Here is a 24,202-nt window from a genome sequence, read left to right on the forward strand (position 1 = left end):
CCGATGGGTTTCAACCTTTCCGCCTGGGCCTTGCGCAATCGGCAGATTGTGCTGTTCCTGATGATCCTGCTGGCTGTAGTCGGCGCCTTGTCCTACACCAAGCTGGGGCAGAGCGAAGACCCGCCCTTCACCTTCAAGGCCATGGTGATCCGCACCATCTGGCCGGGGGCCAGCGCCGAGGAGGTCTCGCGCCAGGTCACCGAACGCATCGAAAAGAAGCTGATGGAGACCGGAGAGTACGAGAAGATCGTTTCCTTCTCCCGCCCCGGCGAGTCGCAGGTCACCTTCATGGCCCGCGATTCGATGCACTCGGCCGATATCCCCGAATTGTGGTACCAGATCCGCAAGAAAGTCGCCGATATCCGGCATACCTTGCCGCCTGGCATCCAGGGGCCGTTTTTCAATGATGAATTCGGTACGACCTTCGGCAACATCTACGCATTGACCGGTGAAGGGTTCGACTATGCCGTGCTCAAGGACTACGCCGACCGCGTGCAGATCCAGCTGCAACGGGTCAAGGACGTGGGCAAGGTCGAGCTGCTCGGGCTGCAGGACGAGAAGATCTGGATCGAGCTGTCCAACCTCAAGCTGGCGACCCTGGGGTTGCCCCTGGCGGCCGTGCAGCAGGCGTTGGAAGAACAGAACGCCGTCAGCACCGCCGGTTTCTTCGAGACTCCCAGCGAGCGTTTGCAGCTACGGGTAAGCGGACGCTTCGACACGGTCGAGCAGATCGAGCAGTTCCCGATCCGGGTGGGTGACCGCACCTTCCGCATCGGTGATGTGGCTCAGGTGCGTCGCGGCTTCAATGATCCACCCGCACCGCGTATGCGTTTCATGGGCCAGGATGCGCTTGGCCTTGCGGTGTCGATGAAACCCGGCGGCGATATTCTGGTGCTGGGCAAGGCGCTGGAAGCCGAGTTTGCCCGTATTGCCCATAATCTCCCGGCCGGTATGGAGCTGCGTAAGGTCTCGGATCAGCCCGCTGCGGTAAAGACCGGGGTCGGCGAGTTCGTCCAGGTACTGGTTGAGGCCTTGGCGATTGTATTGCTGGTGAGCTTTTTCTCCCTCGGCATGCGTACCGGCCTGGTGGTGGCCCTGGCCATTCCACTGGTGCTGGCGATGACCTTCGCCACCATGTATTACCTGGGGATCGGTCTGCACAAGATTTCCCTTGGGGCGCTGGTACTGGCCCTGGGGCTGCTGGTGGACGATGCGATCATCGCCGTCGAGATGATGGCGATCAAGATGGAGCAGGGCTTCGACCGCATCAAGGCGGCGAGTTACGCCTGGACCAGCACGGCATTCCCGATGCTCACCGGCACCCTGATTACCGCCGCAGGCTTCCTGCCGATCGCCACGGCGCAGTCCAGTACCGGTGAATACACCCGTTCGATCTTCCAGGTGGTGACCATCGCCCTGATTGCCTCGTGGATTGCTGCGGTGGTGTTTGTGCCGTATCTGGGCCAGCGCCTGCTGCCGGATCTGGCCAAGCTGCACGCAGCCAAGCACGGTACTGCCGAGGGTGGTCCTGACCCCTACGGCACACCGTTCTACCAGCGTGTACGGCGCCTGGTGGGCTGGTGTGTGGAACGGCGCAAGACGGTGATCGTGGCGACCATCGCGCTGTTCATCGGCAGCATCCTGTTGTTCCGTTTCGTGCCCCAGCAGTTCTTCCCGGCGTCCGGACGCCTGGAGCTGATGGTTGACCTGAAACTGGCCGAAGGTGCGTCGCTGAGCAATACCGCCGAGCAGGTCAAACGCCTGGAAGCGATGCTCAAAGAACGTGCGGGTATCGATAACTACGTGGCCTATGTCGGTACCGGTTCGCCACGCTTCTATCTACCGCTGGATCAGCAATTGCCGGCGGCCAGCTTTGCCCAGTTCGTGGTGCTGGCCAAGACCATTGAAGAGCGTGAAGCCCTGCGCAGTTGGCTGATCGCCACGCTCGATGAGCAGTTCCCTGACCTGCGCTCGCGGGTTACCCGTCTGGAGAACGGCCCGCCTGTGGGTTATCCGGTGCAGTTCCGGGTCACCGGTGAGCACATCGAACAGGTGCGTGCGCTGGCGCGCAAGGTGGCGGCCAAGGTCCGCGAGAACCCGCATGTGGTCAACGTGCACCTGGACTGGGAAGAGCCGAGCAAGGTGGTCTACCTCAACATCGACCAGGACCGCGCCCGCGCCCTTGGGGTGAGCACGGCCAATCTTGCCAAGTTCCTGCAAAGCTCCCTGACCGGCTCCTCGGTCAGCCAGTTCCGCGAAGACAACGAACTGATCGAGATCCTCCTGCGCGGCACCCGCCAGGAGCGTACCGAACTTGCCAACCTGCCAAGCCTGGCGGTGCCGACCGACAACGGCCAAAGCGTGGCGCTGTCGCAGGTGGCAACGCTTGAGTACGGTTTCGAGGAGGGCATCATCTGGCACCGCAACCGCCTGCCTAACGTGACTGTCCGCGCTGATATCTACGGCAAGGAACAGCCGGTGACGCTGGTCAAGCAGATCCTGCCAACCCTGGATCCGGTACGTGCCGAACTGCCGGACGGTTACCTGCTGGAAGTCGGTGGCACGGTGGAAGACTCCACGCGCGGACAGAAGTCGGTGAACGCCGGCGTACCGCTGTTCATCGTGGTGGTGCTGACCTTGCTGATGCTGCAACTGCGCAGTTTCTCGCGCACGGTGATGGTGTTCCTCACCGCGCCATTGGGGTTGATCGGGGTGACCCTGTTCCTGCTGGTGTTCCGTCAGCCATTCGGCTTTGTGGCGATGCTCGGGACGATTGCGCTGTCGGGGATGATCATGCGTAACTCGGTGATCCTGGTCGATCAGATCGAGCAGGACATTGCTGCCGGACTGGACCGTTGGCAGGCGATTATCGAGGCGACGGTGCGGCGTTTCCGACCGATCGTGCTGACCGCGCTGGCGGCGGTACTGGCGATGATTCCACTGTCACGCAGCGTGTTCTTCGGACCGATGGCGGTGGCGATCATGGGCGGGCTGATTGTGGCAACGGCGTTGACGCTGTTGTTCCTGCCGGCGCTGTATGCGGCGTGGTTCAGGGTGAAGAAGGAGTGAATCGCGGGGCAAGCCCGCTCCCACCGAGGGTGTGATATCCCTGTGGGAGCGGGCTTGCCCCGCGATGCATTTCAGGTTTACAGCGCGCCAAACACCTTCTTGGCCAGCCCGGTCGCCGCCGCAGCCGGATTCTGGCGAATGCCTTCTTCCTGCTTGGCGATCATTTCGAACAAACCGTTGAGCGCCTGCTCGGTCACGTAGCCTTCGACATTGGCGTTCTTGGCATCCAGCACGCCCAAGGTCGCCGCTTGCCCGGCGAAGCTGTTGTACTGCTGGGCCAGCCCGACCTGGTCGGTGGCTTTCTTGACGATCGGCAGGAACTTGGCGCGTATCTGCTCGCGGCTGGTCTTGCTCAGGTACTGGGTGGCCGAGTCGTTGCCACCGGCGAGAATGCCCTTGGCATCGTCGACGGTCATTTTCTTCACGGCATCGACCAGCAGCGCCTGAGCCTGTGGCACGGCCGCCTCGGCGGCCTGGTTCATGCTGGCTTCCAGCTGATCGACCTGGGCCCCCATGCCGAACTGCTTCATTTTCTTCGCTACTTTGCCGAGGTTACCCGGCAGTTCGATGCGCACATCCGGGTTACTGCTGAAGCCGCCGGGGGTACCCAGTTGCTTCACGGCAACCTGGGCGCCTTGGGTCAGGGCATCTTTCAGCCCGCCAGTGGCGTCTTTCTGCGACAGGTCGCTGAGCGACAGCGCCAGTGCGCTGGCCGACAGCAGCAGGCCGGCGCACAGGCCGGTGAAGGTGAGAGCAGGGCGGAACATGGCAGCATCCTTATCAGTTGTCAGAACGGGCTATCAGCGAACAGCATCGACCTTGATGCGCAACGACTGCTGGTCGTTGCCATCAAGTGTTACGCCATGGTGTTCGGTATTGATGAACAGCAGCTTGCCGTCCAGCTCGATGCGCGCGCTGATTGCATAACGGTGGCCAGGCTTGACCTGGGCCGGGTCGTAGGTCAGGTGGAAGGGCAGCGGGACGTTGCCCTTGACCGGACCGTTCTGGCTGGCCAGGGTCACTGCCGGGGCATCCATGAGCGAAACGTCCTGCAGGCTGACGCTCAGGGTAGCGGCAGGTGGCAGGGCGATACGCTGCAGGTAGAAGACTTCGCCATCGAGGCTGGCCTTGGGCGCTGGCGGATTGCTGCTGCAGGCGGCGAGCAGGCTGCCAAGCAGGATCAGGGACAGTTTTTTCATCAGTAACTCCTTTAAACCGGGGATTCGGTGGTGTCTTCACTGCGGTGCAAGGCCACCTGGCGGATCGACAAACGTACCTCCGCCGACAGCACTCGCTTGGCCGCCCCTTCGGCCAGTTCGCTGAGTTTTTCATGGTAACCGAGCTTGCCATTGGCATCCGGGCGCAGTACGCCTTGCTCGATCTGGGTCTGGATAAAGTGGCGGAACAGGGTTTTGTCGAAGAACTCCGGGGCGTTGAGGCCATGCAGGATCGACAGGCGCTGGGCCATGATCACGCACAGGTCTTCCAGTTCTTCGGCGCTTAGCGTGTGCTGGCCGCTGTTGAGCAGCAACGCCGTGGCCATGTAGAAACGCTGCAGGGTCTGGGTGATGGCGCGGGCCAGCAGGGTCAGCAGCACGAACTGGCGCGAGCTCGGGGCCGGACGCAGGTACACGCCATTCTCGTAGCGCAGCAGGCCCTGCTCGACAAAGGCCTCCAGCCACTGGTCGATGACCGCGTCCAACTCTTCCAGCTCCCAGCGGATGAACAGCTCCGACTGCAGGTACGGGTACAGCGCCCGGGTGTACTGGAGGATCAAATCGCGGCTCATGCGCGAGCTGCTCTGGAAGAAGCTTGCCAGCAGCGCCGGCAGAGCGAAGATGTGCAGGACGTTGTTGCGGTAGTAGGTCATCAGCACCGCATTCTGTTCGTCCAGGTACAGAATACGGCCCAGCGCATCACTTTGTTCGGCCAGCAGGCCCATGCCTTTGACGTGGCTGATCAGCGCCAGGCCGTCACCTTCCGGCAAGGTGGTGTGCGGCGAGTAGGGCACCGTGCGCAGCAATGCCAGGTACAGGTCCAGGACCCGCGCCAGGGCGCGCTCGTCCAGGGCCAGGCGGCTGGTCGAGAGCAAGGCCAGGGCTACCAGATTGACCGGATTGATCGCTGCCGCTTCATTGAGATGGCGCGCGACCTTTTCACCCAGACGCGAAGTGGTCTCGTTGAGCCAGGCCGGACGGAACTGCGGGGCGTGGGTCTGTTCACGCCAGCCGGGCTGCTGCTGGTCGAGGAAGGCGCCGAGACGGATCGGTTCGCCGAAGTTCACCGCCACTTGGCCGAAGCGCTGTTTGAGCGCGCCGATGACTTTGAAGATGTCGAAGATCGACTCTTTCTTCTTGCTCGCGCCACGCAGCTCACCCAGGTAGGTGCGGCCTTCGAGCACGCGTTCGTAGCCGATGTACACCGGTACGAAGACGATCGGCGTGCGCGAAGAGCGCAAGTAGCTGCGCAGGGTGATGGCCAGCATCCCGGTTTTCGGTTGCAGCATGCGTCCGGTGCGCGAGCGGCCGCCCTCGACGAAGTACTCGACCGGGAAGCCCTTGGTGAACAGGGTGTGCAGGTATTCATTGAACACCGCGGTGTACAGCGGGTTGCCCTTGAAGGTGCGGCGCATGAAAAATGCCCCGCCGCGGCGCAACAGGCCGCCGATCACCGGCATGTTGAGGTTGATCCCGGCGGCGATGTGCGGCGGGGTCAGACCGTTGCGAAACAGCAGGTAGGAGAGCAACAGGTAGTCGATATGGCTGCGGTGGCAGGGCACGTAGATGACTTCGTGACCGGGGGCGATGCCCTGCACCTGCTCGATATGGTTGACCTTGATGCCGTCGTAGATCTTGTTCCAGAACCAGCTGAGCACCACTTCGAGAAAGCGGATGGCGGTATAGGTGTAGTCCGAGGCAATCTCGTTGCCATAGCGCAGGGCCTGGGCTTCAGCTTTGGCCAGGGGGATGTTCTCGCGCTCGGCCTCGTCGGCAATGGCCTGGCGCACCAGCGGGTCGTGGACCAGGCCCTTGACCAGGTTGCGCCGGTGCGAGATGTCCGGGCCGATGACCGCGGTCTTGAGGTTGCGAAAGTGCACGCGCAGCATGCGCTGGGCCATGCGTACGGTACGTTCGTGGCCCTTGTTGTGCTGGACCAGTTCACGCAGGTGAATCGGCGCCGAGAACTGCACACGGGTCTTGCGTCCCAGGATCAGCACGGTCAGCAGCCGGCGTAAACGCCCGGTGACCGCCCAGCTGTCGGCAAACAGCAGTTTCCACGGGCTGGACTCACTGGCCGGCGACTGGCCCCAGAACACGCTGACCGGAATGATCTGCGCGTCTTCCTCGGCATGCTGGCTGATCGCACTGACCAGCCGCGACAGGGTCGGCGGGGCACCGCGCTTGTCCTGGCGGCCAAGCCAGTCCGGCTCGGGGGTCAGGTAGAAGAATGCAGCTGGCTCTTGCAGGGTGCCCACCGCCACGGGTAGCACCGGACGTGGAAGCCCGGCTTTGCTGCATTCGCGGTCGAGTACCGCCAGATCGGTCAACGACGGCGACTGCAGGGCATAGAACACCGGTCGGCTGCGATCCAGGTTCAGGGTAAAGGACGACTGGTTGATGGTCTCGGAGCGAACCCACAGGTACAACAGGCGACGCAGGGCGCCAAAGATCAGGCGGCGCAGGGGGGAACGGGTCATACAGTGTGTGCTCTGGGTGAGTTTTTCGAGTAATTGCTCAGCCGGTTAGTGTGACGTATCTGCGCATGTTCAGCAAAATCTCGGGCAGTCATAAAAAATATTTCAAGCCTGACATATACTCGGTCCGCAGCTTGCAGGAGTAATCCTCAAGCTGCGTCGGCGGGGGAAGGTGATCCTCCGCTTGCAAGGCGATTCCAAAATAAAAACCCGGAGTAGTTCAGATGTCGTCTCGTGAGACTGGAAGTGTAAAGTGGTTCAATGACGCCAAAGGTTATGGCTTCATCCAGCGTGAAGGTGGTGCCGATGTGTTCGTTCACTACCGCGCCATTCGCGGTGAGGGGCATCGCACCCTGATCGAGGGGCAGCAGGTCGAATACAGTCTGACGCAAGGCCAGAAAGGCCTCCAGGCAGAAGATGTAATCGGCCTGTAAGCGCCGGGCCACGGGCCTTGAGCCTGGGTCCACAAGCGAAAAGGCCCGTCGCCGGACGACCGGGACGGGCCTTTTCGTAGAGCCGGCTTCAGCTGGTACGCCAGGTGATTTCCTCTTCACCGTCGGCGCTGATGCGGATCCAGCGATCGGCATCCTCTTCACCTTCTTCCTCGACCCAGCTGCCTGGTGCACAACGTACTTCGACGTTCAGTGCAGCGAAGGCGGCGCGCGCGCAGGCGATGTCGTCTGCCCACGGCGTCTGGTCGCTCTCCAGGTAGAGACTGTTCCATTTGCCTACAGCCTTCGGTAACCAGGTAACCGGAATGTTACCGGCCTTGCACTTGTAGGTCTGACCTTTCTGCTGCCAGTCGCTGCAAGGGCCGAGTGCCGCGCTGAGCCAGGCAGCGATCTGTTTGTGGTCGACGTCGGCGTCTTTGAGGTAAATCTCGATATCGGGTTGGCGCATGGGGGGGCTCCGGGTGTGCTCAGTCTTGGCGCACGAAGTAGTCGTAACGCATCGATACCGTCACCTCGAAAGGTTCGGCTTGTTCGATGACGCCAGCTCGTTTTTCCGCGCTGGCGCGCCAGCCATGAGGGGTCATGGCCAGCAAGTCGGCGCGGGACTTGCCATCGACAAGGCTCAGGCGGAATTTCAGGGTTTCGCTATGGGCGTGCTGCATGCCGGCCGGGACCAGCGCCAGGTGCTTGTCGTCGGCGTAGTCGCGCACTTCATCATAGAGCTTGTGACGCAGCTCGATCAGGTGCTCGTTGGTCGGGCCGACACGCATCAGGCCGCCACCCGGGGCGAGCAGGCGCAGGGCCTCCTGCCAGTCGAGGGGGCTGAACACGCTGGCCAGGAACTGACAGCTGGCATCGGCCAGCGGCACGCGCGCCATGCTCGCCACCAGCCAGGTCAGTGCCGGGTTGCGTTTGCAGGCGCGCTTGACCGCTTCACGGGAGATGTCCAGGGCATAACCGTCGGCCTCGGGCAGCGCCTCGGCGATCTGCGCGGTGTAGTAACCCTCGCCGCAACCGATATCCAGCCAGCGCACCGGGGCGCGCTCGGCGGCCAGTTCAGCCAGGCGACGGGCCACCGGGGCATAGTGCCCGGCATTGAGAAAGTCGCGGCGGGCTTCGACCATGGCCTGGTTGTCGCCCGGGTCGCGGCTGTTCTTGTGCTGCACCGGCAACAGGTTCAGGTAACCCTGGCGGGCTCGGTCGAAACGGTGCCCGGCCGGGCAGGCCACACCGTTGTCGAGGGTACTCAGCGCTGCGCTGCAGATAGGGCAGGTGAGCATCAGGCGAGCAACCGGGTCAGGGTCTGGTAGTAGATCTCGGTCAGCACGTCGAGGTCACTGGCGAGGATCCGCTCGTTGACCTGGTGAATGGTGGCGTTGACCGGCCCCAGTTCGACCACCTGGGTGCCGAGGGTGGCAATGAAGCGCCCGTCGGAGGTGCCGCCGCTGGTCGAGGCCTTGGTTTCGCGACCGGTGACCGCCTTGATGCTGGCCGACACCGCGTCGAGCAGGTCACCCGGCTCGGTCAGGAACGGCAGGCCGGACAGCGCCCAGTCGACGTGCCAATCCAGTTGGTGTTTGTCGAGGATCGCCGCGACACGGGCTTGCAGGCCTTCGACCGTCGACTCGGTGGAGAAACGGAAGTTGAACAGCGCCGTCAGTTCGCCCGGCACCACGTTGGTCGCGCCGGTGCCGGAGTTGAGGTTGGAGATCTGGAAGCTGGTCGGCGGGAAAAAGGCGTTGCCTTCGTCCCAGTGCTCGGCTGCCAGTTCTGCCAGCGCCGGGGCGGCCAGGTGGATCGGGTTCTTGGCCAGGTGCGGGTAGGCCACATGGCCCTGCACGCCGCGCACTGTCAGCTTGGCGCCGAGCGAGCCGCGACGGCCGTTCTTGACCACGTCGCCGACCAGGCTGGTGCTCGACGGTTCGCCGACGATGCACCAGTCCAGGCGCTCTTTGCGCGCGGCCAGGCGTTCGATGACCGCCTTGGTGCCGTGGTGGGCCGGGCCTTCTTCGTCACTGGTGATCAGGAAGGCGACCTTGCCGCGATGGTTCGGGTAATCGGCGACGAAGCGCTCGGTGGCCACAACCATGGCCGCCAGGCTGCCTTTCATGTCGGCGGCACCACGGCCACAGAGCATGCCGTCGGCATCGATCAGGGCATCGAACGGATCGTTCTGCCAGGCCTGCACGGGGCCGGTGGGCACTACGTCGGTGTGACCGGCAAAGCACAGCACCGGGCCGTCCTGGGTGCCATGGGTGGCCCAGAAGTTGTCGACATCTTCGATACGCATCGGCTCCAGCATGAAACCGGCATCGCCCAGGCGTTGCATCATCTGTTTCTGGCAGTCGGCATCGACCGGGGTCACCGAGGGGCGACGGATCAGGTCGCAGGCCAGTTCTAGGGTAGGCGAAAGGTCGGCTGGGGCCGTCATTGAAGGAACTCCGGGGGCAAGGCAGGGCACGAATTCGAGGGGCGTTATCTTATAGCAATTCGGCAGGAGTGAGGACCGTGGATCGATGCTGTCTGTCCGGGCCTCATCGCTGGCAAGGCCAGCTCCCACAGGTTGGGTACATGTCATTACATTAGGTTGGATGTATGACATTCCTGTAGGAGCCGGCCTTGCCGGCGAAAGGGCGGCAAGGCCGCCCCGAGATCAGGACGCCTGCGCTGGCTGGGCAGCATCCACAGGCTTGGGCAGCGACGACAGCATCGCCATGATCAGCGCCGCCAGGTACGGCAGCGACTGCACCAGCAGCATGGTCACCCAGAAGCGCATGTCATTGCTTGGCAACCCCTGAACCAGGTAGATACCGGCCGCAGCCCCCCACAGCAGCAACATGATGAACAGCTCTTCCCGGGCTTCGGAAAGCGCCACCAGCAAACCATGGCTGTCGGCGTTCTTCGGCGTGCGGAAGAACGGAATGCTGCTGGTGAAGAAACCGTACAGCACGGCTTTGGCGATGGTGTGCGACAGGGCAAGACCGGCCAGCGCTGCGGCAAAAGCGTCCTTCATGTTGACCCCGACCGCACGGCGGTAGAGGAAGACAATCTTGCCAACCTTGAACACGAACAGCGCCAATGGCGGAATGGCGAAGATCAGCAGCGGCGGATCGACCCGTTGCGGCACGATGATCATCGCCGCCGACCAGAGCAAGGCGCCAACGGTGAAGAAGATGTTCATGCCATCGGCAATCCACGGTAGCCAGCCCGCCAGGAAGTGATAACGCTGGCCGCGGGTGAGCTCCGAGTCTTTGCCGCGCAACAGGCTGGCGGCATGGCGCTTGATGATCTGGATGGCGCCATAGGCCCAGCGGAAGCGCTGCTTCTTGAAGTCGATGAAGGTATCGGGCATCAGACCCTTACCGTAGCTCTCGTGGGAGTACGCCGCCGAGTAGCCTCTCTCGAATACCCGCAGGCCGAGTTCGGCGTCTTCGCAGATACACCAGTCAGCCCAACCCAGCTCTTCGAGCACCGAACGCCGGGTCATGGTCATGGTGCCGTGCTGGATGATCGCGTCACGGTCGTTGCGGGTGACCATGCCGATATGGAAAAAGCCCTTGTACTCGCTGTAGCACAGCTTCTTGAAGGTGCTTTCGTTCTGGTCGCGATAGTCCTGCGGCGATTGCACCACGGCGATTTTCGGGTCGCTGAAGTGCGGGACCATGTGCTTGAGCCAGTTGCGGTCCACGCAGTAGTCCGAGTCGATCACCGCGATCACTTCGGCATCTTTGGCGGTGTGCGGGATCAGGTAGTTCAGCGCGCCACCCTTGAAACCGGCCAGCGGGGAGACGTGGAAGAACTTGAAGCGCTCGCCGAGCATCTCGCAATGCGCCTTGATCGGCTCCCAGACCGCCGGATCCTTGGTGTTGTTGTCGATGATCAACACTTCGTAGTCCGGATAATCCAGCGCAGCCAGGGCGTTGAGGGTCTGTTTGACCATCTCCGGTGGCTCGTTGTAGCACGGCACATGCACCGAGACTTTCGGCCGGTAGGCGCTGTCGGCCTGCACCGGCAGGAACTCGCGGCGGCGTTTGTGAATCCACACCGCCTCGGCCAGTTCATGGGCCTCGGTCAGCAGCACGATAAACACCCCGAGCGCGCCGAGGGCGAGCAAGAAGCCCACCGTCAGGCTGAACCAGGTGCTGTACTGCTGGCTATAGTCGTAGCCGATCCACACCAGCACCGAACCGCAGAGGAAGGCGATAAAGGTCAGGAAGGTGCGGCCGCGCTGACGCAGGGCCGAGCCATCGATCAGCAGCAAGGTCAGCGAGAGCATCGCCAATACCACCGAACCCACCGCCAGCACGCGCCACTGCGGAATGGCCACTACCGGCCCTTCGAAGTTGAACTTTTGCTGGCGGGCGGCGTTGAACACGCCCCAGTAGGCGCCGACCGAGCCTTCGTCGCTGGCCTTCCACGGTTGGTCATAGGCTTCGATGACGAAGTAGTTGTAGCCCTGGCGGTTGAGCTTGTTGACCAGGGTGCGCAGGTAAATGGCCTGGTCGGCCGGAGTGGCGTCGGCACCGCCACGCATGCGTCCGTTGCTTGGCCAGCCGACTTCGGAGAGCAGCAACGGTTTGCGCGGGAACAGCTGTTTCAGGTCGCGGGCACGGTCGAGGACGAACTGGCCGGCATCCTTCATCGGGATGAATTCCCAGTACGGCAGGATATGCGCCGCTACCAGGTCAACGTGTTTGGCCAGCTCCGGGTGTTCTTTCCAGATGTGCCACTGTTCACTGGTGGTTACCGGTACTTTCACCGCGGCGCGCACCCGGTCCAGGTACTGGATCAGCGCTTCGGGAGTGATTTCTTCACGGAACAGCGCTTCGTTGCCGACCATGACCCGCACGACACTGCGCGAGCTGTTGGCCAGTTCGATGGCTTTCTGAATTTCCCGCTCGTTACGCTCAAGGTCCGGGCTGATCCACACCCCGAGGGTCACCCGCAGGCCGAACTCTTCGGCCAGGCGCGGAATATCCGCCTGGGTGCCTTCGACGGTATAGATACGAATACTGTCGGTCAGCTTGCTCAGTTGTTCGAGGTCCTGGCGCAGTTCGTCCTCAGTCGGGTACTGGCCCTTTTGCGGGCTTTCTCCAAGGCGGAACGGCGAGTAGGAGAAGCCGGAAATCTGCTCCGGCCAGTCAGGGGCGGAAACCGGGCGGTTGATCAGCGCCCAGAACCCGGTGAATAGTGCGGCGATGGCCATGACTATCACCAGGTTGATACCAAATTTACGCGATGACATAGATAGTTCGGGTTCCGAAGGGTGGAACGGGCGAGCGCCACAGGGCGCGGATCCTGCTCTTTGACCGCCTATGCTGTGTAGGAACAGGCTGGCGGCAAGGGTTAGATTGTCTTCAGGTGTCGAAGTTCTGAGGCCCGTGCTGTTGTCGTCCAGGACTAGGTATTGCCTGGCACATTAAAGCAGGATTACAACCGACTTTACTAATTCGTACAGGGTGACTGGTCCGAAGCAGGATGGCAGCGGGCCTCAACAGGCCTATAATGCGCGCCGGTTTTTTCGGGGTATGGCCATGAGTACAGATGATCCACGCTTTGCCGGTGTTGCCCGGTTATACGGTGACAGCGGCCTGCAGCGCCTGCGCGAGGCCCATGTGGCGATCGTCGGCATTGGTGGTGTCGGCACGTGGGCGGCTGAAGCCATGGCGCGTAGTGGTGTCGGCGAAATCTCGCTGTTCGACCTCGATGACGTCTGCGTCAGCAACACCAACCGCCAGTTGCATGCCATGGAAGGGAATATCGGGCGTGCCAAGGCTGAGGTCATGGCCGAGCGTCTGCGGGCGATCAACCCGGCGTGCAAGGTGCATGCGGTGGTGGATTTCGTCACCAAGGAAACCCTGCCCGAATACATCGGCGAGCACATCGACTGTGTGATCGACTGTATCGACAGTGTCATGGCCAAAGCTGCGCTGATCGGCTGGTGCAAGCGGCACAAGGTCACCATCATCAGCACCGGGGGAGCCGGCGGACAGATCGACCCGACGCAGATCCGTGTGGCTGACCTGAACAAAACCTTCAACGACCCCCTGGCTTCGCGGGTGCGTTCGACCTTGCGCCGTGATTACGGCTTTTCCCGCACGGTCACCCGTAACTACAGCGTGCCTTGCGTGTTCTCTACCGAACAGTTGCGCTATCCCAAAGGCGACGGCAGTGTCTGCCTGCAGAAAAGCTTTGTCGGTGAGGGCGTCAAGCTCGACTGCTCGGGTGGCTTTGGCGCGGTGATGATGGTGACGGCGACCTTCGGTATGGTCGCCGCCAGCAAGGCGGTGGAAAAGCTGGTGGCTGGCGCCCGTCGGCCATCCGAGCGCAAAGCTCAGGTGCCAGCGGCCAGCTGAGCCATGCGCTGCAGCACGGCGTTCAAGCCGTTGCTGCGTGAGGGCGAAAGCTGGCGGCCGAGGCCCAGCTGGTTGAACCAGCCGGGCAGATCAAGCTGCTGGAGCTCGCTGCTGGACAAGCCCTCGACCCGAATCAGCAGCAGCGCCAGCAAGCCGCGAATGATCCGCGCATCGCTGGCGCCTTTGAAACGCCACTGACCGTCCTGCTGTTCTGCCACCAACCAGACCTGGCTTTCACAGCCATGCACACGGTTGGCTTCGGATTTTTCTGCCTCGCTCAGGGGCGCCAGGCGCTCCCCCCATTGCATCAACAGGCGTGCCCGTTGCTCCCAGCCCGCGGCCTGTTCGAAGCTGCTGAGCGCCTCCTGGGCGTTAACCGGCAGGTTCATCGCAGCAGCTCCAGGGCTTGATCCAGCGCCTCGAAGAAGCGTTGCAGGTCGTCGGAATCGTTGTACAGGGCCAGCGAAACCCGGATCGCCCCATCCAACCCGAAGCTTTTCAGCAGCGGCATGGCACAGTGGTGCCCGGCACGAACGGCGATCCCCTGTTCAGTCAGCATGTGGGCGAGGTCGGCATTGTGCACCCCTTCGACCACGAAGCTGGCCAGGGCCAGTTGCGGTTGGCCGAGCAGGCGAATGCCTTCGCGATCATTCAGGCCGCGCAACAGGCTGCGGTGCAGGCTGGCTTCATGTTCGGCGACAGCGGTCGGATCGAGCCCTGCAAGGTAGTTGAGGCTGGCGCCCAGGCCGATGACGCTGGCGATTGGCGGGGTGCCGGCTTCGAACCCCAACGGTGCCGGGCGGAAGCTGGCGTCGTGGTAGTCGGCCACCTGCACCATCTCGCCACCAAATTGCCAGTGGCGCAGGCGAGCGAGCGCTTCGCTGCGGCCGTAGAGCACGCCCACGCCGTCCGGACCGTACAGCTTGTGGCTGGAGAACACGTAGAAGTCGCAGCCCAGTTGCTGCATGTCCTGGCGGCCATGCACTACGCCCTGGGCGCCGTCGACCACGGTCAGGGCTCCTTGGGCATTTGCATGGGCCAGCAACGGCGCCAGCGGTTGCCAGGCCCCCAGCACGTTGGACAACTGGCTGACCGCCAGCAAGCGGGTGCGCGGGCCGATCAACTGCAGGGCAATCTCAAGGTCGATCAAGCCGCGGTTGTCCAGGGGCAGGATCACCAGCTTGAGCTGGCGGCGCTGGGCCAGTTGCTGCCAGGGCAGCAGGTTGGCATGGTGCTCCAGGGCGCTGATGGCGATTTCATCACCGGCTTCGAACATGCCTTCAAGGCCATAGGCCAGCAAGTTCAAGGCCGAGGTTGCGCCATGGGTGAAGATGATCTGTTGGGTGTCAGTGGCATTCAACCAACTGGCGACTTTTTCCCGGCTGCGTTCGAAGGCCTGGGTTGCCAGCGCGCCGGGAAGGTGTTGGGCACGGTGCACATTGGCGGCGCCGTGGCCGTAATAATGGCTCAAGGCATCGAGCAGAAGTTGCGGTTTTTGCGTGGTAGCAGCGTTGTCCAGGTAGGTCTGGTGCTGCCGTTGCAGAGCGGCGATGGCTGGAAAATCAGCGCGCCACGGAGAGGGCTGGAACATGATGATCGGACCTGAATATCGGGCCTGGCGTTAGGCCAGACCCGATGGTACCACTTAGTTGTGGGCGTGCAGCGCTTCGTTCAGCTCGATCGCCGACTTGTGGGTCTTGCACTCCACCGCGCCGTTCAGCGAGTTGCGACGGAACAGCAGATCGGTCTGACCGGCCAGGTCGCGGGCCTTGACGACTTTGACCAGCTGGTTGTTCTCGTCCAGCAGGTTCACCTTGGTGCCAGCGGTGATGTACAGGCCGGCTTCGACGGTGTTGCGGTCGCCCAGCGGAATGCCGATACCGGCGTTGGCGCCGATCAGGCAGCCTTCGCCGACCTTGATGACGATGTTGCCGCCACCGGACAGGGTGCCCATGGTCGAGCAACCGCCGCCCAGGTCCGAGCCCTTGCCGACGAACACGCCAGCCGAGACACGGCCTTCGATCATGCCAGGGCCTTCGGTGCCCGCGTTAAAGTTGACGAAGCCTTCGTGCATGATGGTGGTGCCTTCGCCGATGTAGGCACCCAGGCGCACGCGGGCGCTGTCGGCGATACGCACGCCGGCAGGTACGACGTAGTCGGTCATTTTCGGGAACTTGTCCACCGAGAACACTTCCAGCAGCTCGCCCTTCAGGCGCGCTTCCAGTTGCTGCTCGGCCAGTTCGGCCAGGTCGACTGCGCCCTGGCTGGTCCAGGCCACGTTTGGCAGCAGCGGGAAGATGCCGGCCAGGCTCAGGCCGTGCGGCTTGACCAGGCGATGCGAGAGCAGGTGCAGCTTCAGGTAGGCTTCCGGCGTGGAGCTCAGGGCGGCGTCTTCGGCCAGCAGGGTGGCGACCAGTGGCTTGTTGCTTTCGGCCAGGCGGGTCAGCAGGGCGGCCTGGGCGGCGTCGACCCCCTTGAGGGCGTCAGCCAGCTGCGCGGCTTGGGCATTGCTGAAAGCGATGGCCTGGTTGCCACCTTCATAACCCAGTACCGGGGTGATTGCCGCGACCAGTTCGGCGCTCGGGTTGATCAGCGGTTGTGCGTAGAAAACTTCCAGCCAGGCGCCTTGGCGGTTCTGGGTGCCGACACCGAAGGCCAGACTGAACAGGGTAGTGGACATGCAGTTACCTCTTGCGAATTTGAATGAAAGCGTGACGCCGCGTTATTGAAGGGCGGCTGCGTACAGGTCCGGCTTGAAGCCGACCAGGGTCCGCTCGCCGAGGTCGAGCACCGGGCGCTTGATCATCGACGGTTGGGCCAGCATCAGTTCGATGGCCTTGGCCTGGTCGAGATCGGCCTTCTGGGCGTCTTCGAGCTTGCGGAAAGTGGTGCCGGCACGATTGAGCACTGTTTCCCAGCCGTGCTCGTTGCACCAGCGGGTCAGGCTCGCACGGTCGATGCCTTGGGTCTTGTAGTCGTGAAAGTCGTAACCCAGGCCTTTGTCTTCCAGCCAGGTACGGGCTTTCTTCATGGTGTCACAAGCCTTGATTCCATAAAGGTGCAATGGCGTGTCGCGGTTGGTCATGTCTTGCCCCTCCTGGGAAAAAATGGTGAAGGATTATGCCACGGTCAACCGGTTAGGGTTGGCCTCGCCACGGCACTTTGTAGCATTGTGTTACAGGTTTCGGCAGCCTCTGCGACTTTTGTGCAGCGGTGCGTGAGCAGCCTGAACGGCTACTATGTCGTTTCAATGGCAATGTCCAGCATGGGCAGAAGGTGCGCCGTTGACTGTTTGAATTGATAGGAACACGCCGAATGCAATCAGCCTACACCGTTCTCATCCTGCTGATGCTGGTGAGTGTCTCCAAACTTGTCGGCCGGGTGGTCCCGTTGCCATTGCCGCTGGTGCAGATCGCCGCCGGGGCCTTGCTGGCCTGGCCGACACTGGGTCTGCATGTGGCGCTGGATCCGGAACTGTTTCTGTTTCTGTTCCTGCCGCCGCTGCTGTTTGCCGATGGCTGGCGCATGCCCAAACGCGACCTCTGGCGCTTGCGCGGTCCGATCCTGACCCTGGCGGTGGGGCTGGTGCTGTTTACCGTGGTCGGCGCTGGTTACTTCATTCACTGGATCCTGCCGAGCATCCCGTTGCCGGTGGCGTTTGCCCTGGCTGCGGTGCTGTCGCCAACTGACGCTGTGGCGGTGTCGGCGATTACCCAGGATCGTCTGCCAACGCCTCTGATGCATATGCTTCAGGGGGAAGCGTTGATGAACGACGCGACGGGTCTGGTGACCTTCAAGTTTGCCCTGGTCGCAGCCATTACCGGTGCGTTCTCGCTGGCTGAAGCGAGTGTCACCTTCGTTCTGGTGGCGCTTGGTGGCCTGGCCATCGGTGTGGCCCTGAGCTGGCTGGTGGGGCGCCTGCGGGCGTGGATGATCGCCCGCGGCTGGGACGATCCGGCCACCCATGTGGTGTTCATGTTGCTGCTGCCATTTGCCGCCTATGTAGTGGCCGAGCGCGTGGGGGCCTCAGGGATCCTCTCGGCAGTGGCTGCGGGCATGATGCAGAGCTGGCTCGACCTGCTGCCACGCCAGACCAGTACCCGCTTGCTCAACCGCAGTGTCTGGTCGTTGCTCGAGTTCAGCTTCAATGGCCTGATCTTCCTGCTGCTGGGCCTGCAACTGCCCGACATCATCAAGGCGGTCACCAGTCACGAAGCGTCGTTGTGGCCGACCCTGCTGTGGCGTTGCCTGGACGTAGTGGCGATTTTTGCGGTGCTGGTGATGTTGCGTTTTGTCTGGGTGCAGAGCATCTGGCGCTTGATCGGGGTGATCCGTCGCTGGCGCGGCAAGGAAGACCTGGTGCTGGTGCCCAACGCCCGTTCCTGCTGGCTGCTGACCATCGGCGGGGTGCGTGGTGCGGTAACCCTGGCCGGTGTCATGTCGGTGCCATTGTTGATTAGTGCGGGTACGGCCTTCCCGGAGCGTGATCTGCTGATTTTCATTGCCGCTGGAGTGATCCTGCTGTCATTGGTATCGGCCTGCATTGCCTTGCCGCTGTTGTTGCGCGGGGTGGCGAAAAGCCCCGACGACACCTTGCGCCAGGAGGCCAAGGAAGCCTGGCGGCGCACGGCGGAAGCGGCCATTCATGCCTTGGAAGCCGAAGACCTGGCTGAGCCGGGTATGCCCCAGGATGCAGCCCAGGCGGCGTTGGCGGCGGAGCTCAAGGCGCGGCTGATGGCCGAGTACCGGCATCAGCTGGACAGTTTCAACGACAGCGCAGAAGCCCAGGCCCTGGCCGAGCAGATGGACCAGCTGGAGCGACGCTTGCGTCTGCGTGCATTACGCGCCCAGCGCCTGGAACTGTACAAGCTGCACCGTCACCATCAGGTGGGCGATGATGTGGTGCGTCAGGTGCTGGGTGAGCTGGACATGAGCGAGGCGAACCTGGGGCAGGTCAGGTAGAACATTCAGTCATGCGGGTAGGCCAGGCGCATGAACGCCTTGTCCTTCTCGCTGATCTGGCTGTTGATACCCACTTCCCAGTCGCCCTGTGTCAGCGCCTGGAGTACGGGGTAGTGCATGATCGAGTGCCTGTCATAAGGTACTTTGCGCAGGCTGCTGTTTTCGATCCTGGCCAACACATTCTCGTCGACTGTGGCCTTGTCGATACCCTTGCTGGCGTAATGTTCGTAGACCTTGGGGATATCCCAGGGAATATTGGCATCAGGGTGCTGATGTTCGTGTTCTGCACCCAAAGCATGGCCAAATTCGTGGATGACCGTGCGTTCAAAACTCTCCATATCAGGCGTTACGCCCAGCACCATGGAGGCTCCGGCACTGGTAAGGGCGTCGGTTCCGTACACTGAATAATTCAGCTCAGGCGTGCCTCCGGTGTAGATCTTGATCTCGCTGTCGTCATCGTCGTCTGCGACCAGCTCGAAGCTCAGGTTGACGTAGGGCAGCCACTTGCATGCCGCAGCAAAGATGGCCTGCTTGAGGGACTCTTCGGCATCGTTGACGAAGGTAATGCGCAAGGTGCGGCCCGGCGACCAGAACTTGTCGAAGTAGCCGATGGAGCGTTTACGGCGATTGCCCTGCCCCTTGCTTGCAGCATTAGCGGGGTTTTCACGCACAGCCGCTGCGTGGGACAGGTGAGAATCGGGATGGTGTCGGCAATGGCAGATCATGAGCTCGGTCATGGGCAAACGCTCTTGAAGGATGGAAACCGGAGTATTCGCATCGGGAGGGTCTGCCGGGCACTAGATATTATGTAGTGTGCTGTACCGTTTGAACCAGCGGGCGACACCTTGATGATGTGGTGTCGCCGGTAATATGGTCATGACCAGATCAAGTAAACCGATTAGTCATGCGGATAGGCCAGGCGCATGAATTCCAAGTCTTTTTCACTGAGCTGCTGGGGCAGGGCAACTTCCCAGTCACCATGGGTAAATGCCTGGGGAACGGCGTAATGCATGATTGAAGTGCGATCGTAAGCTGTTTTTCTGAGTCCGACATCGTCAATTTTGCTCAGGATTTGTTGCCTGACGTCAGCCTCGGTCCAGCCGGCTGCCATGTGGCTCTGCAAAACCACCTGCTCGTTCCAGGGGATGTCTGCATCAGGGTGTCGATGTTCATGTTCGGCGCCGAGGGCATGACCGAACTCATGCAGTACGGTGTTTTCGAAAAAATCATGGCCTAGCGGAACGTTGATACACATTGTGTCCTCGCCATATGCCAAGGCATCGGTCCCGATGTCTGACAAGCTGTGCGGCAGATGCGGCCCGGTAAGGATTCTGATTGTGGCTTTCTTGTCATCGTCTTCAGCGAGGTCTATTTCCAGATTCGCACCGGAAAGATCGAGCCATTGAGAGGCTAATTCGAAGATGCTCATCTTCAATCGTCTGTCGGGGGCTCCGAGAAACGAAACCCACAGGGTTCGTCCTGGCTTCCAGAATTTGCTGGCGACACCTAGCGAACGTTTGCGTCGATTGCCTGAGCCGCCTGGGGCATTGAGCGGATTCTCGGCGACCGCCAATTCATAGGAGCGCAGCGGGTCGACGCGGTAACGGCAGCGGGGGATCATTGGGCTGATCATGGGAAACTCCTTTAGTGATGGAGTTCGGAGTCTCCCATTTGGCTAGGATTGTCTTGTGGTACTTAAATCTATGCGAGGCGACACCGTAGGATCGGTGTCGCCGTTCGCTTATCGCTCAAGAAACACTCGAATCCGCTGAGCCGCCTCGACGCACTCGGCCAACGGAGCCACCAGTGCCATGCGCACCCGCCCGGCGCCGGGGTTGACGCCATCCACTTCACGGGACAGGTAAGAGCCCGGCACGACGGTTACATGCTGTTTTTCGAACAGGCCGCGGCAGAACTCGGCGTCATCGCCGGGGACCTTGGCCCAGAGGTAGAAACCACCGTCCGGACGCTGTACATCAAGCACTGGCGCCAGAATCTCCAGCACGGCATCGAATTTCTCACGGTACAGGTCACGGTTGGCCAGCACGTGTTCTTCGTCGTTCCAGGCGGCAATGCTCGCCAGTTGGGTCTGCACCGGCATGGCGCAGCCGTGGTAGGTGCGATAGAGCAGGAACGGCTTGATGATTTCAGCATCACCAGCGACGAAGCCCGAACGCAGGCCCGGCAGGTTGGAGCGCTTGGACAGGCTATGGAACACCACACAACGCTTGAAGTCGCTGCGGCCCAGTTCTACGCAGGCGCTGAGCAGGCCCGGTGGCGGGCTTTGTTCGTCGAAATACAGCTCGCTGTAGCACTCGTCGGCGGCAATCACGAAATCGTATTGGTCAGCCAGGGCGATGAGCTTTTTCAAGGTTTCCATCGGCACCAGCGCGCCGGTGGGATTGCCCGGGGAGCAGATGAACAGGATCTGGCAACGCTGCCAGGTCTCGGCCGAGACGGCGTCGAAGTCCGGGTTGAAGCCGTTGCTGTCCAGGCACGGCAGGTAGTGCGGGGTGGCACCGGCCAGCAGGGCTGCGCCTTCATAGATCTGGTAGAACGGGTTGGGGCTGATGACCAGACCATCGGCGCTACGGTTGACCACGGCCTGGGTGAAGGCGAACAGTGCTTCACGGGTGCCATTGACCGGCAGTACGTGTTTGTCGGCATCCAGCCAGCCACCTGGCACGCCAAAACGACGCTCGCACCAGCGGGTGATGGCCTGACGCAGGGTTGGCAGGCCAACGGTGGTCGGATACACGGCCATCTGCTGGAGGTTGTCGGCCAGGGCCTTGGCGACGAACGCCGGCGATTCATGCTTGGGCTCACCGATCGACAGGGCAATGGCGCGTTTATCGGCGGCAGGCTGGACGCTGCCGAGCAAGGCGCGAAGTTTCTCGAACGGGTAGGGCTGAAGCTGAAGCAAATCGGTGTTCATCGGCGCTGGGTCTCGTCAAACGTTAAATGGTCAGGCGGGAAACGGTTGTCGCAGCGGCCTGGTCGACGCGCAATTGCTCGACGATGGCATCCTGCAGGCGGCTGCACAGCTGTGGGTCGGACAGCGGTTGGTTGTCGGCATCGGTGATGAAGAACACGTCTTCGACTCGCTCGCCGAGGGTGGCAATCTTGGCATTCTGCAGCGACAGGTCGAACTCCAGGAAGATCTTGCCGATCCGCGCCAGCAGGCCCGGGCGGTCGGGAGCGCTGAGTTCGAGGATGGTTACCGGTCGCTGGGCGTCGTTGTGGATGGTCACCTGCGGGGCAAAGGTGAAGTGCTTGAGCTGGCGCGGCACCCGGCGTTTGATGATGGTCGGGTAATCGTCCGGGTTGCGCAGGGCGTCAGTCAGACCGTCGCGGATCTCTTTGACCCGCTGCGGGTTGTCACCGATCGAGCCGCCGTCGTTATCGAGCACGATGTAGGTGTCGAGGGTGAACTGGCTGCTGGAGGTGATGATCCGGGCGTCATGGATGTTCAGGTTGAGCTGGTCCATGGCTGCCACGGTCACCGCGAAGAAGTCATGCTGGTCAGGCGCATAGATGAAGATCTGCGTGCCGCCTTCGAATTCGCGCTGGGTGGTTTCCTTGATCAGCACCAGCGGGCCGCCATCGGCCGGCTGCTGGAGGATCGCGTCGCTGTGCCAGGCCACGTCGGCGGCGGTATGGCGCAGGAAGTAGTCGTCACCCAGTTGCGCCCAGAGTTGCTCGACGTCGTCCGGGTCGGTGCCTTCGCGGATCAGGATGTCCAGTGCCGCGCCCTGGGTCTGGCGGATCTGCTCTTCGCGGTCCAGCGGGTTTTCCAGGCCACGGCGCAGGGCGCGCTTGGTTTCGGTGTAGAGCTGGCGTAACAGGCTGGCGCGCCAGGAGTTCCACAGGCTCGGGTTGGTGGCGTTGATGTCGGCTACGGTCAGTACGTAGAGGTAATCCAGACGGGTTTCGTCGCCCATCTGCTGGGCGAAGTCGTGGATCACCTGCGGGTCGGAAAGATCCTTGCGCTGGGCAGTGGTCGACATCACCAGATGATTCTGTACCAGCCAGACAACCAGGCGGCTGTCCCAGGTTGGCAACTGGTGACGCAGGCAAAAGGCCTGGGCATCCACGGCGCCGAGCTCCGAGTGGTCGCCCTGACGGCCTTTGCCGATGTCGTGGTAAAGGCCGGCCAGGTAGATCAGCTCGGGTTTGGGCAGGCGGCCCATGAGCTTGCTGGCCAGCGGGAATTTCTCTGAAACTGGCGTGTACTGCAGTTTGCGCAAGTGCTTGATCAGGTTCAGGGTGTGGGCATCGACGGTGTAGATATGGAACAGGTCGTGCTGCATTTGCCCGACGATCAGGCCGAATTCCGGCAGGTAGCGCCCCAGGATGCCGTAGCGGTTCATGCGCCGCAGGTTGCGATGGATACCGATTTCACACTTGAACAGCTCGATAAACAGGCTGGTGTTGCGGATATCGTTGCGAAAATCGTCGTCGATCAGGTGCCGGTGTTCACGCAGCAGGCGAATGGTGTCGGCGCGCACACCTTTGACTTCCGGGTGCTGGGCCATCAATACGAAGATTTCCAGCATGGCGAACGGGGTGCGTTTGAAGACGTTCGTGCGTACCGCTTCGATGTAGCCGTCATGCAGCTGGAAGCGTGCATTGAGTGGCTGGGTGCTGCCGCTGTCGTCGTCGAGAATGATTTCTTCGAAGTGCTGGATGATCAGGTCGCTGAGCTCGGCGATGCTCATCACAACCCGATAGTACTGCTGCATGAACTGTTCGATGGCCCGCTTGGGGTTGTCATCGCTGAAGCCGAGCAGGGCGGCAATACTGCGCTGATGATCGAACAGCAGGCGGTCTTCGGCGCGGCCGGCGAGCATGTGCAGGGCATAGCGGACCTTCCACAGGAATTCCTGGGAGGAGGCCAGCAGGGCGTTTTCGCTCTCCAGCAGGAAGCCTTCGCCCGCCAGGGCATGCAGGTTCAGGGTGCCGTACTGGCGACGGGCGATCCACAGTACCGTCTGGATGTCGCGCAGGCCGCCGGGTGAGCCTTTGACGTTGGGCTCGAGGTTGTATTCGGTGTCGTTGTACTTGTGGTGCCGGGCCTTTTGCTCGGCGCGTTTGGCCAGGAAGAATTCCTTGCTCGGCCACATGTGATCGGTGCTGGTGACCTCCAGCATGCGCTGGCGCAGGCGCTCGGGGCCGGCAATGGTGCGGCTTTCCATCAGGTTGGTGACTACCGTCAGGTCGGCACGCGCCTGTTCGGCGCACTCATCGATCGAGCGCACGCTCTGGCCCACTTCCAGGCCAATGTCCCAGAGCAGGGTCAGGAAGCGTTCGATGGAGTCGCGAAACACTTCGTGGTCGGCACTGTCGAGCAGGATCAGCAGGTCGATGTCGGAGTAGGGGTGCAGCTCGCCCCGGCCATAGCCGCCGGTCGCTACCAGCGCGATATCGGCTTCATCGCTCCAGTCGAACTGGTTCCAGGCCTGTTGCAGGATGTTGTCGACGAACCAGGCGCGGTCCTCGATCAGCCGGCGGATCTCGCGGCCGTCGCGAAAACGCTTGTCGAGCACTTCGCCAGCCTGGCGAATGGCCTTCTTGAAGGCCGCGATAGGGCTGGCCTTGAGGGCCCGTTCGGCCTGGAACTGGCCGCGATCGAACAGCTCGGGATCCACCTGGGGCATCGAGTCACTTTC

The 24,202-nt window shown here is 62.0% G+C and carries 19 protein-coding genes; 4 read left to right on the forward strand and 15 right to left on the reverse strand.

Translation table 11 applies throughout. From position 1 onward, the window contains the following. The first annotated feature begins 3 nt into the window (after positions 1 to 3). Positions 4 to 3,069, forward strand: a complete 3,066-nt coding sequence (locus tag AC07OF_RS04465; protein ID WP_476445917.1) for an efflux RND transporter permease subunit — start codon at positions 4 to 6, stop codon at positions 3,067 to 3,069. 77 nt (positions 3,070 to 3,146) lie between these two features. Here AC07OF_RS04465 and AC07OF_RS04470 read toward each other — a convergent pair whose 3' ends face one another. Genes AC07OF_RS04470 through plsB form a run of 3 tightly spaced genes read right to left on the reverse strand, consistent with a single transcriptional unit; the run spans position 3,147 to position 6,766 of the window. Continuing rightward, on the reverse strand, positions 3,147 to 3,836 hold the full coding sequence (locus AC07OF_RS04470) for a DUF4197 domain-containing protein (protein ID WP_157193755.1): 690 nt from the start codon (positions 3,834 to 3,836) through the stop codon (positions 3,147 to 3,149). Between the two features lie 33 nt (positions 3,837 to 3,869). Beyond that, positions 3,870 to 4,268, reverse strand: coding sequence for a YbaY family lipoprotein (locus tag AC07OF_RS04475; RefSeq protein ID WP_157193753.1), 399 nt, complete (start codon positions 4,266 to 4,268; stop codon positions 3,870 to 3,872). An 11-nt stretch (positions 4,269 to 4,279) separates the two neighbouring features. Beyond that, positions 4,280 to 6,766: a glycerol-3-phosphate 1-O-acyltransferase PlsB gene (plsB, locus tag AC07OF_RS04480; RefSeq protein ID WP_157193751.1), complete on the reverse strand. Its 2,487-nt coding sequence runs from the start codon at positions 6,764 to 6,766 to the stop codon at positions 4,280 to 4,282. A 221-nt stretch (positions 6,767 to 6,987) separates the two neighbouring features. On the opposite strand from plsB, the gene AC07OF_RS04485 reads away from it, so the two are divergent. Next, the gene (locus AC07OF_RS04485; protein ID WP_028942973.1) at positions 6,988 to 7,197 is read left to right on the forward strand and encodes a cold-shock protein; all 210 of its coding nucleotides are present in this window, start codon (positions 6,988 to 6,990) and stop codon (positions 7,195 to 7,197) included. A gap of 88 nt (positions 7,198 to 7,285) precedes the next feature. On the opposite strand, the gene AC07OF_RS04490 is transcribed toward AC07OF_RS04485, so the two are convergent. From AC07OF_RS04490 to AC07OF_RS04505, 4 genes are all read right to left on the reverse strand, one after another. Continuing rightward, on the reverse strand, positions 7,286 to 7,663 hold the full coding sequence (locus AC07OF_RS04490) for a hypothetical protein (RefSeq protein WP_157193749.1): 378 nt from the start codon (positions 7,661 to 7,663) through the stop codon (positions 7,286 to 7,288). Positions 7,664 to 7,682: 19 nt separating this feature from the next. Next, on the reverse strand, positions 7,683 to 8,495 hold the full coding sequence (locus AC07OF_RS04495; RefSeq protein ID WP_495072603.1) for a putative RNA methyltransferase: 813 nt from the start codon (positions 8,493 to 8,495) through the stop codon (positions 7,683 to 7,685). Further along, complete coding sequence (gene dapE, locus AC07OF_RS04500; protein ID WP_038614037.1) at positions 8,495 to 9,646, reverse strand: succinyl-diaminopimelate desuccinylase; 1,152 nt, start codon at positions 9,644 to 9,646, stop codon at positions 8,495 to 8,497. The genes AC07OF_RS04495 and dapE overlap by 1 nt, the downstream gene beginning before the upstream one ends. Before the next feature lie 222 nt (positions 9,647 to 9,868). Continuing rightward, positions 9,869 to 12,460: a glycosyltransferase gene (locus AC07OF_RS04505; protein ID WP_476445915.1), complete on the reverse strand. Its 2,592-nt coding sequence runs from the start codon at positions 12,458 to 12,460 to the stop codon at positions 9,869 to 9,871. A 289-nt stretch (positions 12,461 to 12,749) separates the two neighbouring features. Here AC07OF_RS04505 and tcdA point away from each other — a divergent pair, with 289 nt between their 5' ends. After that, the gene (gene tcdA, locus AC07OF_RS04510; protein ID WP_096335716.1) at positions 12,750 to 13,571 is read left to right on the forward strand and encodes a tRNA cyclic N6-threonylcarbamoyladenosine(37) synthase TcdA; all 822 of its coding nucleotides are present in this window, start codon (positions 12,750 to 12,752) and stop codon (positions 13,569 to 13,571) included. Here tcdA and AC07OF_RS04515 read toward each other — a convergent pair. Genes AC07OF_RS04515 through AC07OF_RS04530 form a run of 4 tightly spaced genes read right to left on the reverse strand, consistent with a single transcriptional unit; the run spans position 13,550 to position 16,656 of the window. Then, positions 13,550 to 13,960, reverse strand: a complete 411-nt coding sequence (locus AC07OF_RS04515; RefSeq protein WP_157193743.1) for a SufE family protein — start codon at positions 13,958 to 13,960, stop codon at positions 13,550 to 13,552. The two genes, tcdA and AC07OF_RS04515, sit on opposite strands and share 22 nt — an antisense overlap. After that, entirely contained in the window at positions 13,957 to 15,162 is a 1,206-nt protein-coding gene (locus AC07OF_RS04520; protein WP_157193741.1) for an aminotransferase class V-fold PLP-dependent enzyme, read from the reverse strand. Before AC07OF_RS04520 ends, AC07OF_RS04515 begins: the two co-directional genes overlap by 4 nt. Positions 15,163 to 15,216: 54 nt before the next feature. Further along, positions 15,217 to 16,251 (reverse strand): 2,3,4,5-tetrahydropyridine-2,6-dicarboxylate N-succinyltransferase, encoded by a 1,035-nt coding sequence (dapD, locus tag AC07OF_RS04525; RefSeq protein ID WP_476445914.1) that lies wholly within the window; start codon positions 16,249 to 16,251, stop codon positions 15,217 to 15,219. Between the two features lie 42 nt (positions 16,252 to 16,293). Next, positions 16,294 to 16,656, reverse strand: coding sequence for an ArsC family reductase (locus AC07OF_RS04530; RefSeq protein ID WP_038614024.1), 363 nt, complete (start codon positions 16,654 to 16,656; stop codon positions 16,294 to 16,296). Positions 16,657 to 16,886: 230 nt separating this feature from the next. On the opposite strand from AC07OF_RS04530, the gene AC07OF_RS04535 reads away from it, so the two are divergent. Then, a complete protein-coding gene (locus AC07OF_RS04535; RefSeq protein WP_476445913.1) occupies positions 16,887 to 18,533 on the forward strand; it encodes a Na+/H+ antiporter in 1,647 nt (548 codons plus the stop codon). A 5-nt stretch (positions 18,534 to 18,538) separates the two neighbouring features. Here AC07OF_RS04535 and AC07OF_RS04540 read toward each other — a convergent pair whose 3' ends face one another. From AC07OF_RS04540 to AC07OF_RS04555, 4 genes are all read right to left on the reverse strand, one after another. Then, positions 18,539 to 19,270 (reverse strand): M12 family metallopeptidase, encoded by a 732-nt coding sequence (locus tag AC07OF_RS04540; RefSeq protein WP_157193735.1) that lies wholly within the window; start codon positions 19,268 to 19,270, stop codon positions 18,539 to 18,541. Positions 19,271 to 19,431: 161 nt separating this feature from the next. Next, the gene (locus AC07OF_RS04545) at positions 19,432 to 20,166 is read right to left on the reverse strand and encodes a M12 family metallopeptidase (protein ID WP_157193733.1); all 735 of its coding nucleotides are present in this window, start codon (positions 20,164 to 20,166) and stop codon (positions 19,432 to 19,434) included. 108 nt (positions 20,167 to 20,274) lie between these two features. Next, positions 20,275 to 21,468, reverse strand: a complete 1,194-nt coding sequence (dapC, locus tag AC07OF_RS04550; protein ID WP_157193732.1) for a succinyldiaminopimelate transaminase — start codon at positions 21,466 to 21,468, stop codon at positions 20,275 to 20,277. Between the two features lie 22 nt (positions 21,469 to 21,490). Then, entirely contained in the window at positions 21,491 to 24,190 is a 2,700-nt protein-coding gene (locus tag AC07OF_RS04555; RefSeq protein ID WP_157193731.1) for a [protein-PII] uridylyltransferase, read from the reverse strand. Between the last annotated feature and the right edge of the window lie 12 nt (positions 24,191 to 24,202).

Source organism: Pseudomonas sp. GW821-FHT10B02, from assembly GCF_059415665.1.

Bases quoted from the DNA above. Each gene is read 5' to 3' on its own strand.
- AC07OF_RS04475 (WP_157193753.1), bottom strand. From the start codon at position 4,268: ATGAAAAAACTGTCCCTGATCCTGCTTGGCAGCCTGCTCGCCGCCTGC.
- AC07OF_RS04540 (WP_157193735.1), bottom strand. From the start codon at position 19,270: ATGACCGAGCTCATGATCTGCCATTGCCGACACCATCCCGATTCTCAC.
- AC07OF_RS04555 (WP_157193731.1), bottom strand. From the start codon at position 24,190: ATGCCCCAGGTGGATCCCGAGCTGTTCGATCGCGGCCAGTTCCAGGCC.
- AC07OF_RS04495 (WP_495072603.1), bottom strand. From the start codon at position 8,495: ATGCTCACCTGCCCTATCTGCAGCGCAGCGCTGAGTACCCTCGACAAC.
- AC07OF_RS04505 (WP_476445915.1), bottom strand. From the start codon at position 12,460: ATGTCATCGCGTAAATTTGGTATCAACCTGGTGATAGTCATGGCCATC.
- AC07OF_RS04545 (WP_157193733.1), bottom strand. From the start codon at position 20,166: ATGATCAGCCCAATGATCCCCCGCTGCCGTTACCGCGTCGACCCGCTG.
- AC07OF_RS04530 (WP_038614024.1), bottom strand. From the start codon at position 16,656: ATGACCAACCGCGACACGCCATTGCACCTTTATGGAATCAAGGCTTGT.
- tcdA (WP_096335716.1), top strand. From the start codon at position 12,750: ATGAGTACAGATGATCCACGCTTTGCCGGTGTTGCCCGGTTATACGGT.
- dapE (WP_038614037.1), bottom strand. From the start codon at position 9,646: ATGACGGCCCCAGCCGACCTTTCGCCTACCCTAGAACTGGCCTGCGAC.
- plsB (WP_157193751.1), bottom strand. From the start codon at position 6,766: ATGACCCGTTCCCCCCTGCGCCGCCTGATCTTTGGCGCCCTGCGTCGC.
- AC07OF_RS04535 (WP_476445913.1), top strand. From the start codon at position 16,887: ATGCAATCAGCCTACACCGTTCTCATCCTGCTGATGCTGGTGAGTGTC.
- AC07OF_RS04520 (WP_157193741.1), bottom strand. From the start codon at position 15,162: ATGTTCCAGCCCTCTCCGTGGCGCGCTGATTTTCCAGCCATCGCCGCT.
- AC07OF_RS04515 (WP_157193743.1), bottom strand. From the start codon at position 13,960: ATGAACCTGCCGGTTAACGCCCAGGAGGCGCTCAGCAGCTTCGAACAG.
- AC07OF_RS04485 (WP_028942973.1), top strand. From the start codon at position 6,988: ATGTCGTCTCGTGAGACTGGAAGTGTAAAGTGGTTCAATGACGCCAAA.
- AC07OF_RS04490 (WP_157193749.1), bottom strand. From the start codon at position 7,663: ATGCGCCAACCCGATATCGAGATTTACCTCAAAGACGCCGACGTCGAC.
- AC07OF_RS04465 (WP_476445917.1), top strand. From the start codon at position 4: ATGGGTTTCAACCTTTCCGCCTGGGCCTTGCGCAATCGGCAGATTGTG.
- dapC (WP_157193732.1), bottom strand. From the start codon at position 21,468: ATGAACACCGATTTGCTTCAGCTTCAGCCCTACCCGTTCGAGAAACTT.
- AC07OF_RS04470 (WP_157193755.1), bottom strand. From the start codon at position 3,836: ATGTTCCGCCCTGCTCTCACCTTCACCGGCCTGTGCGCCGGCCTGCTG.
- dapD (WP_476445914.1), bottom strand. From the start codon at position 16,251: ATGTCCACTACCCTGTTCAGTCTGGCCTTCGGTGTCGGCACCCAGAAC.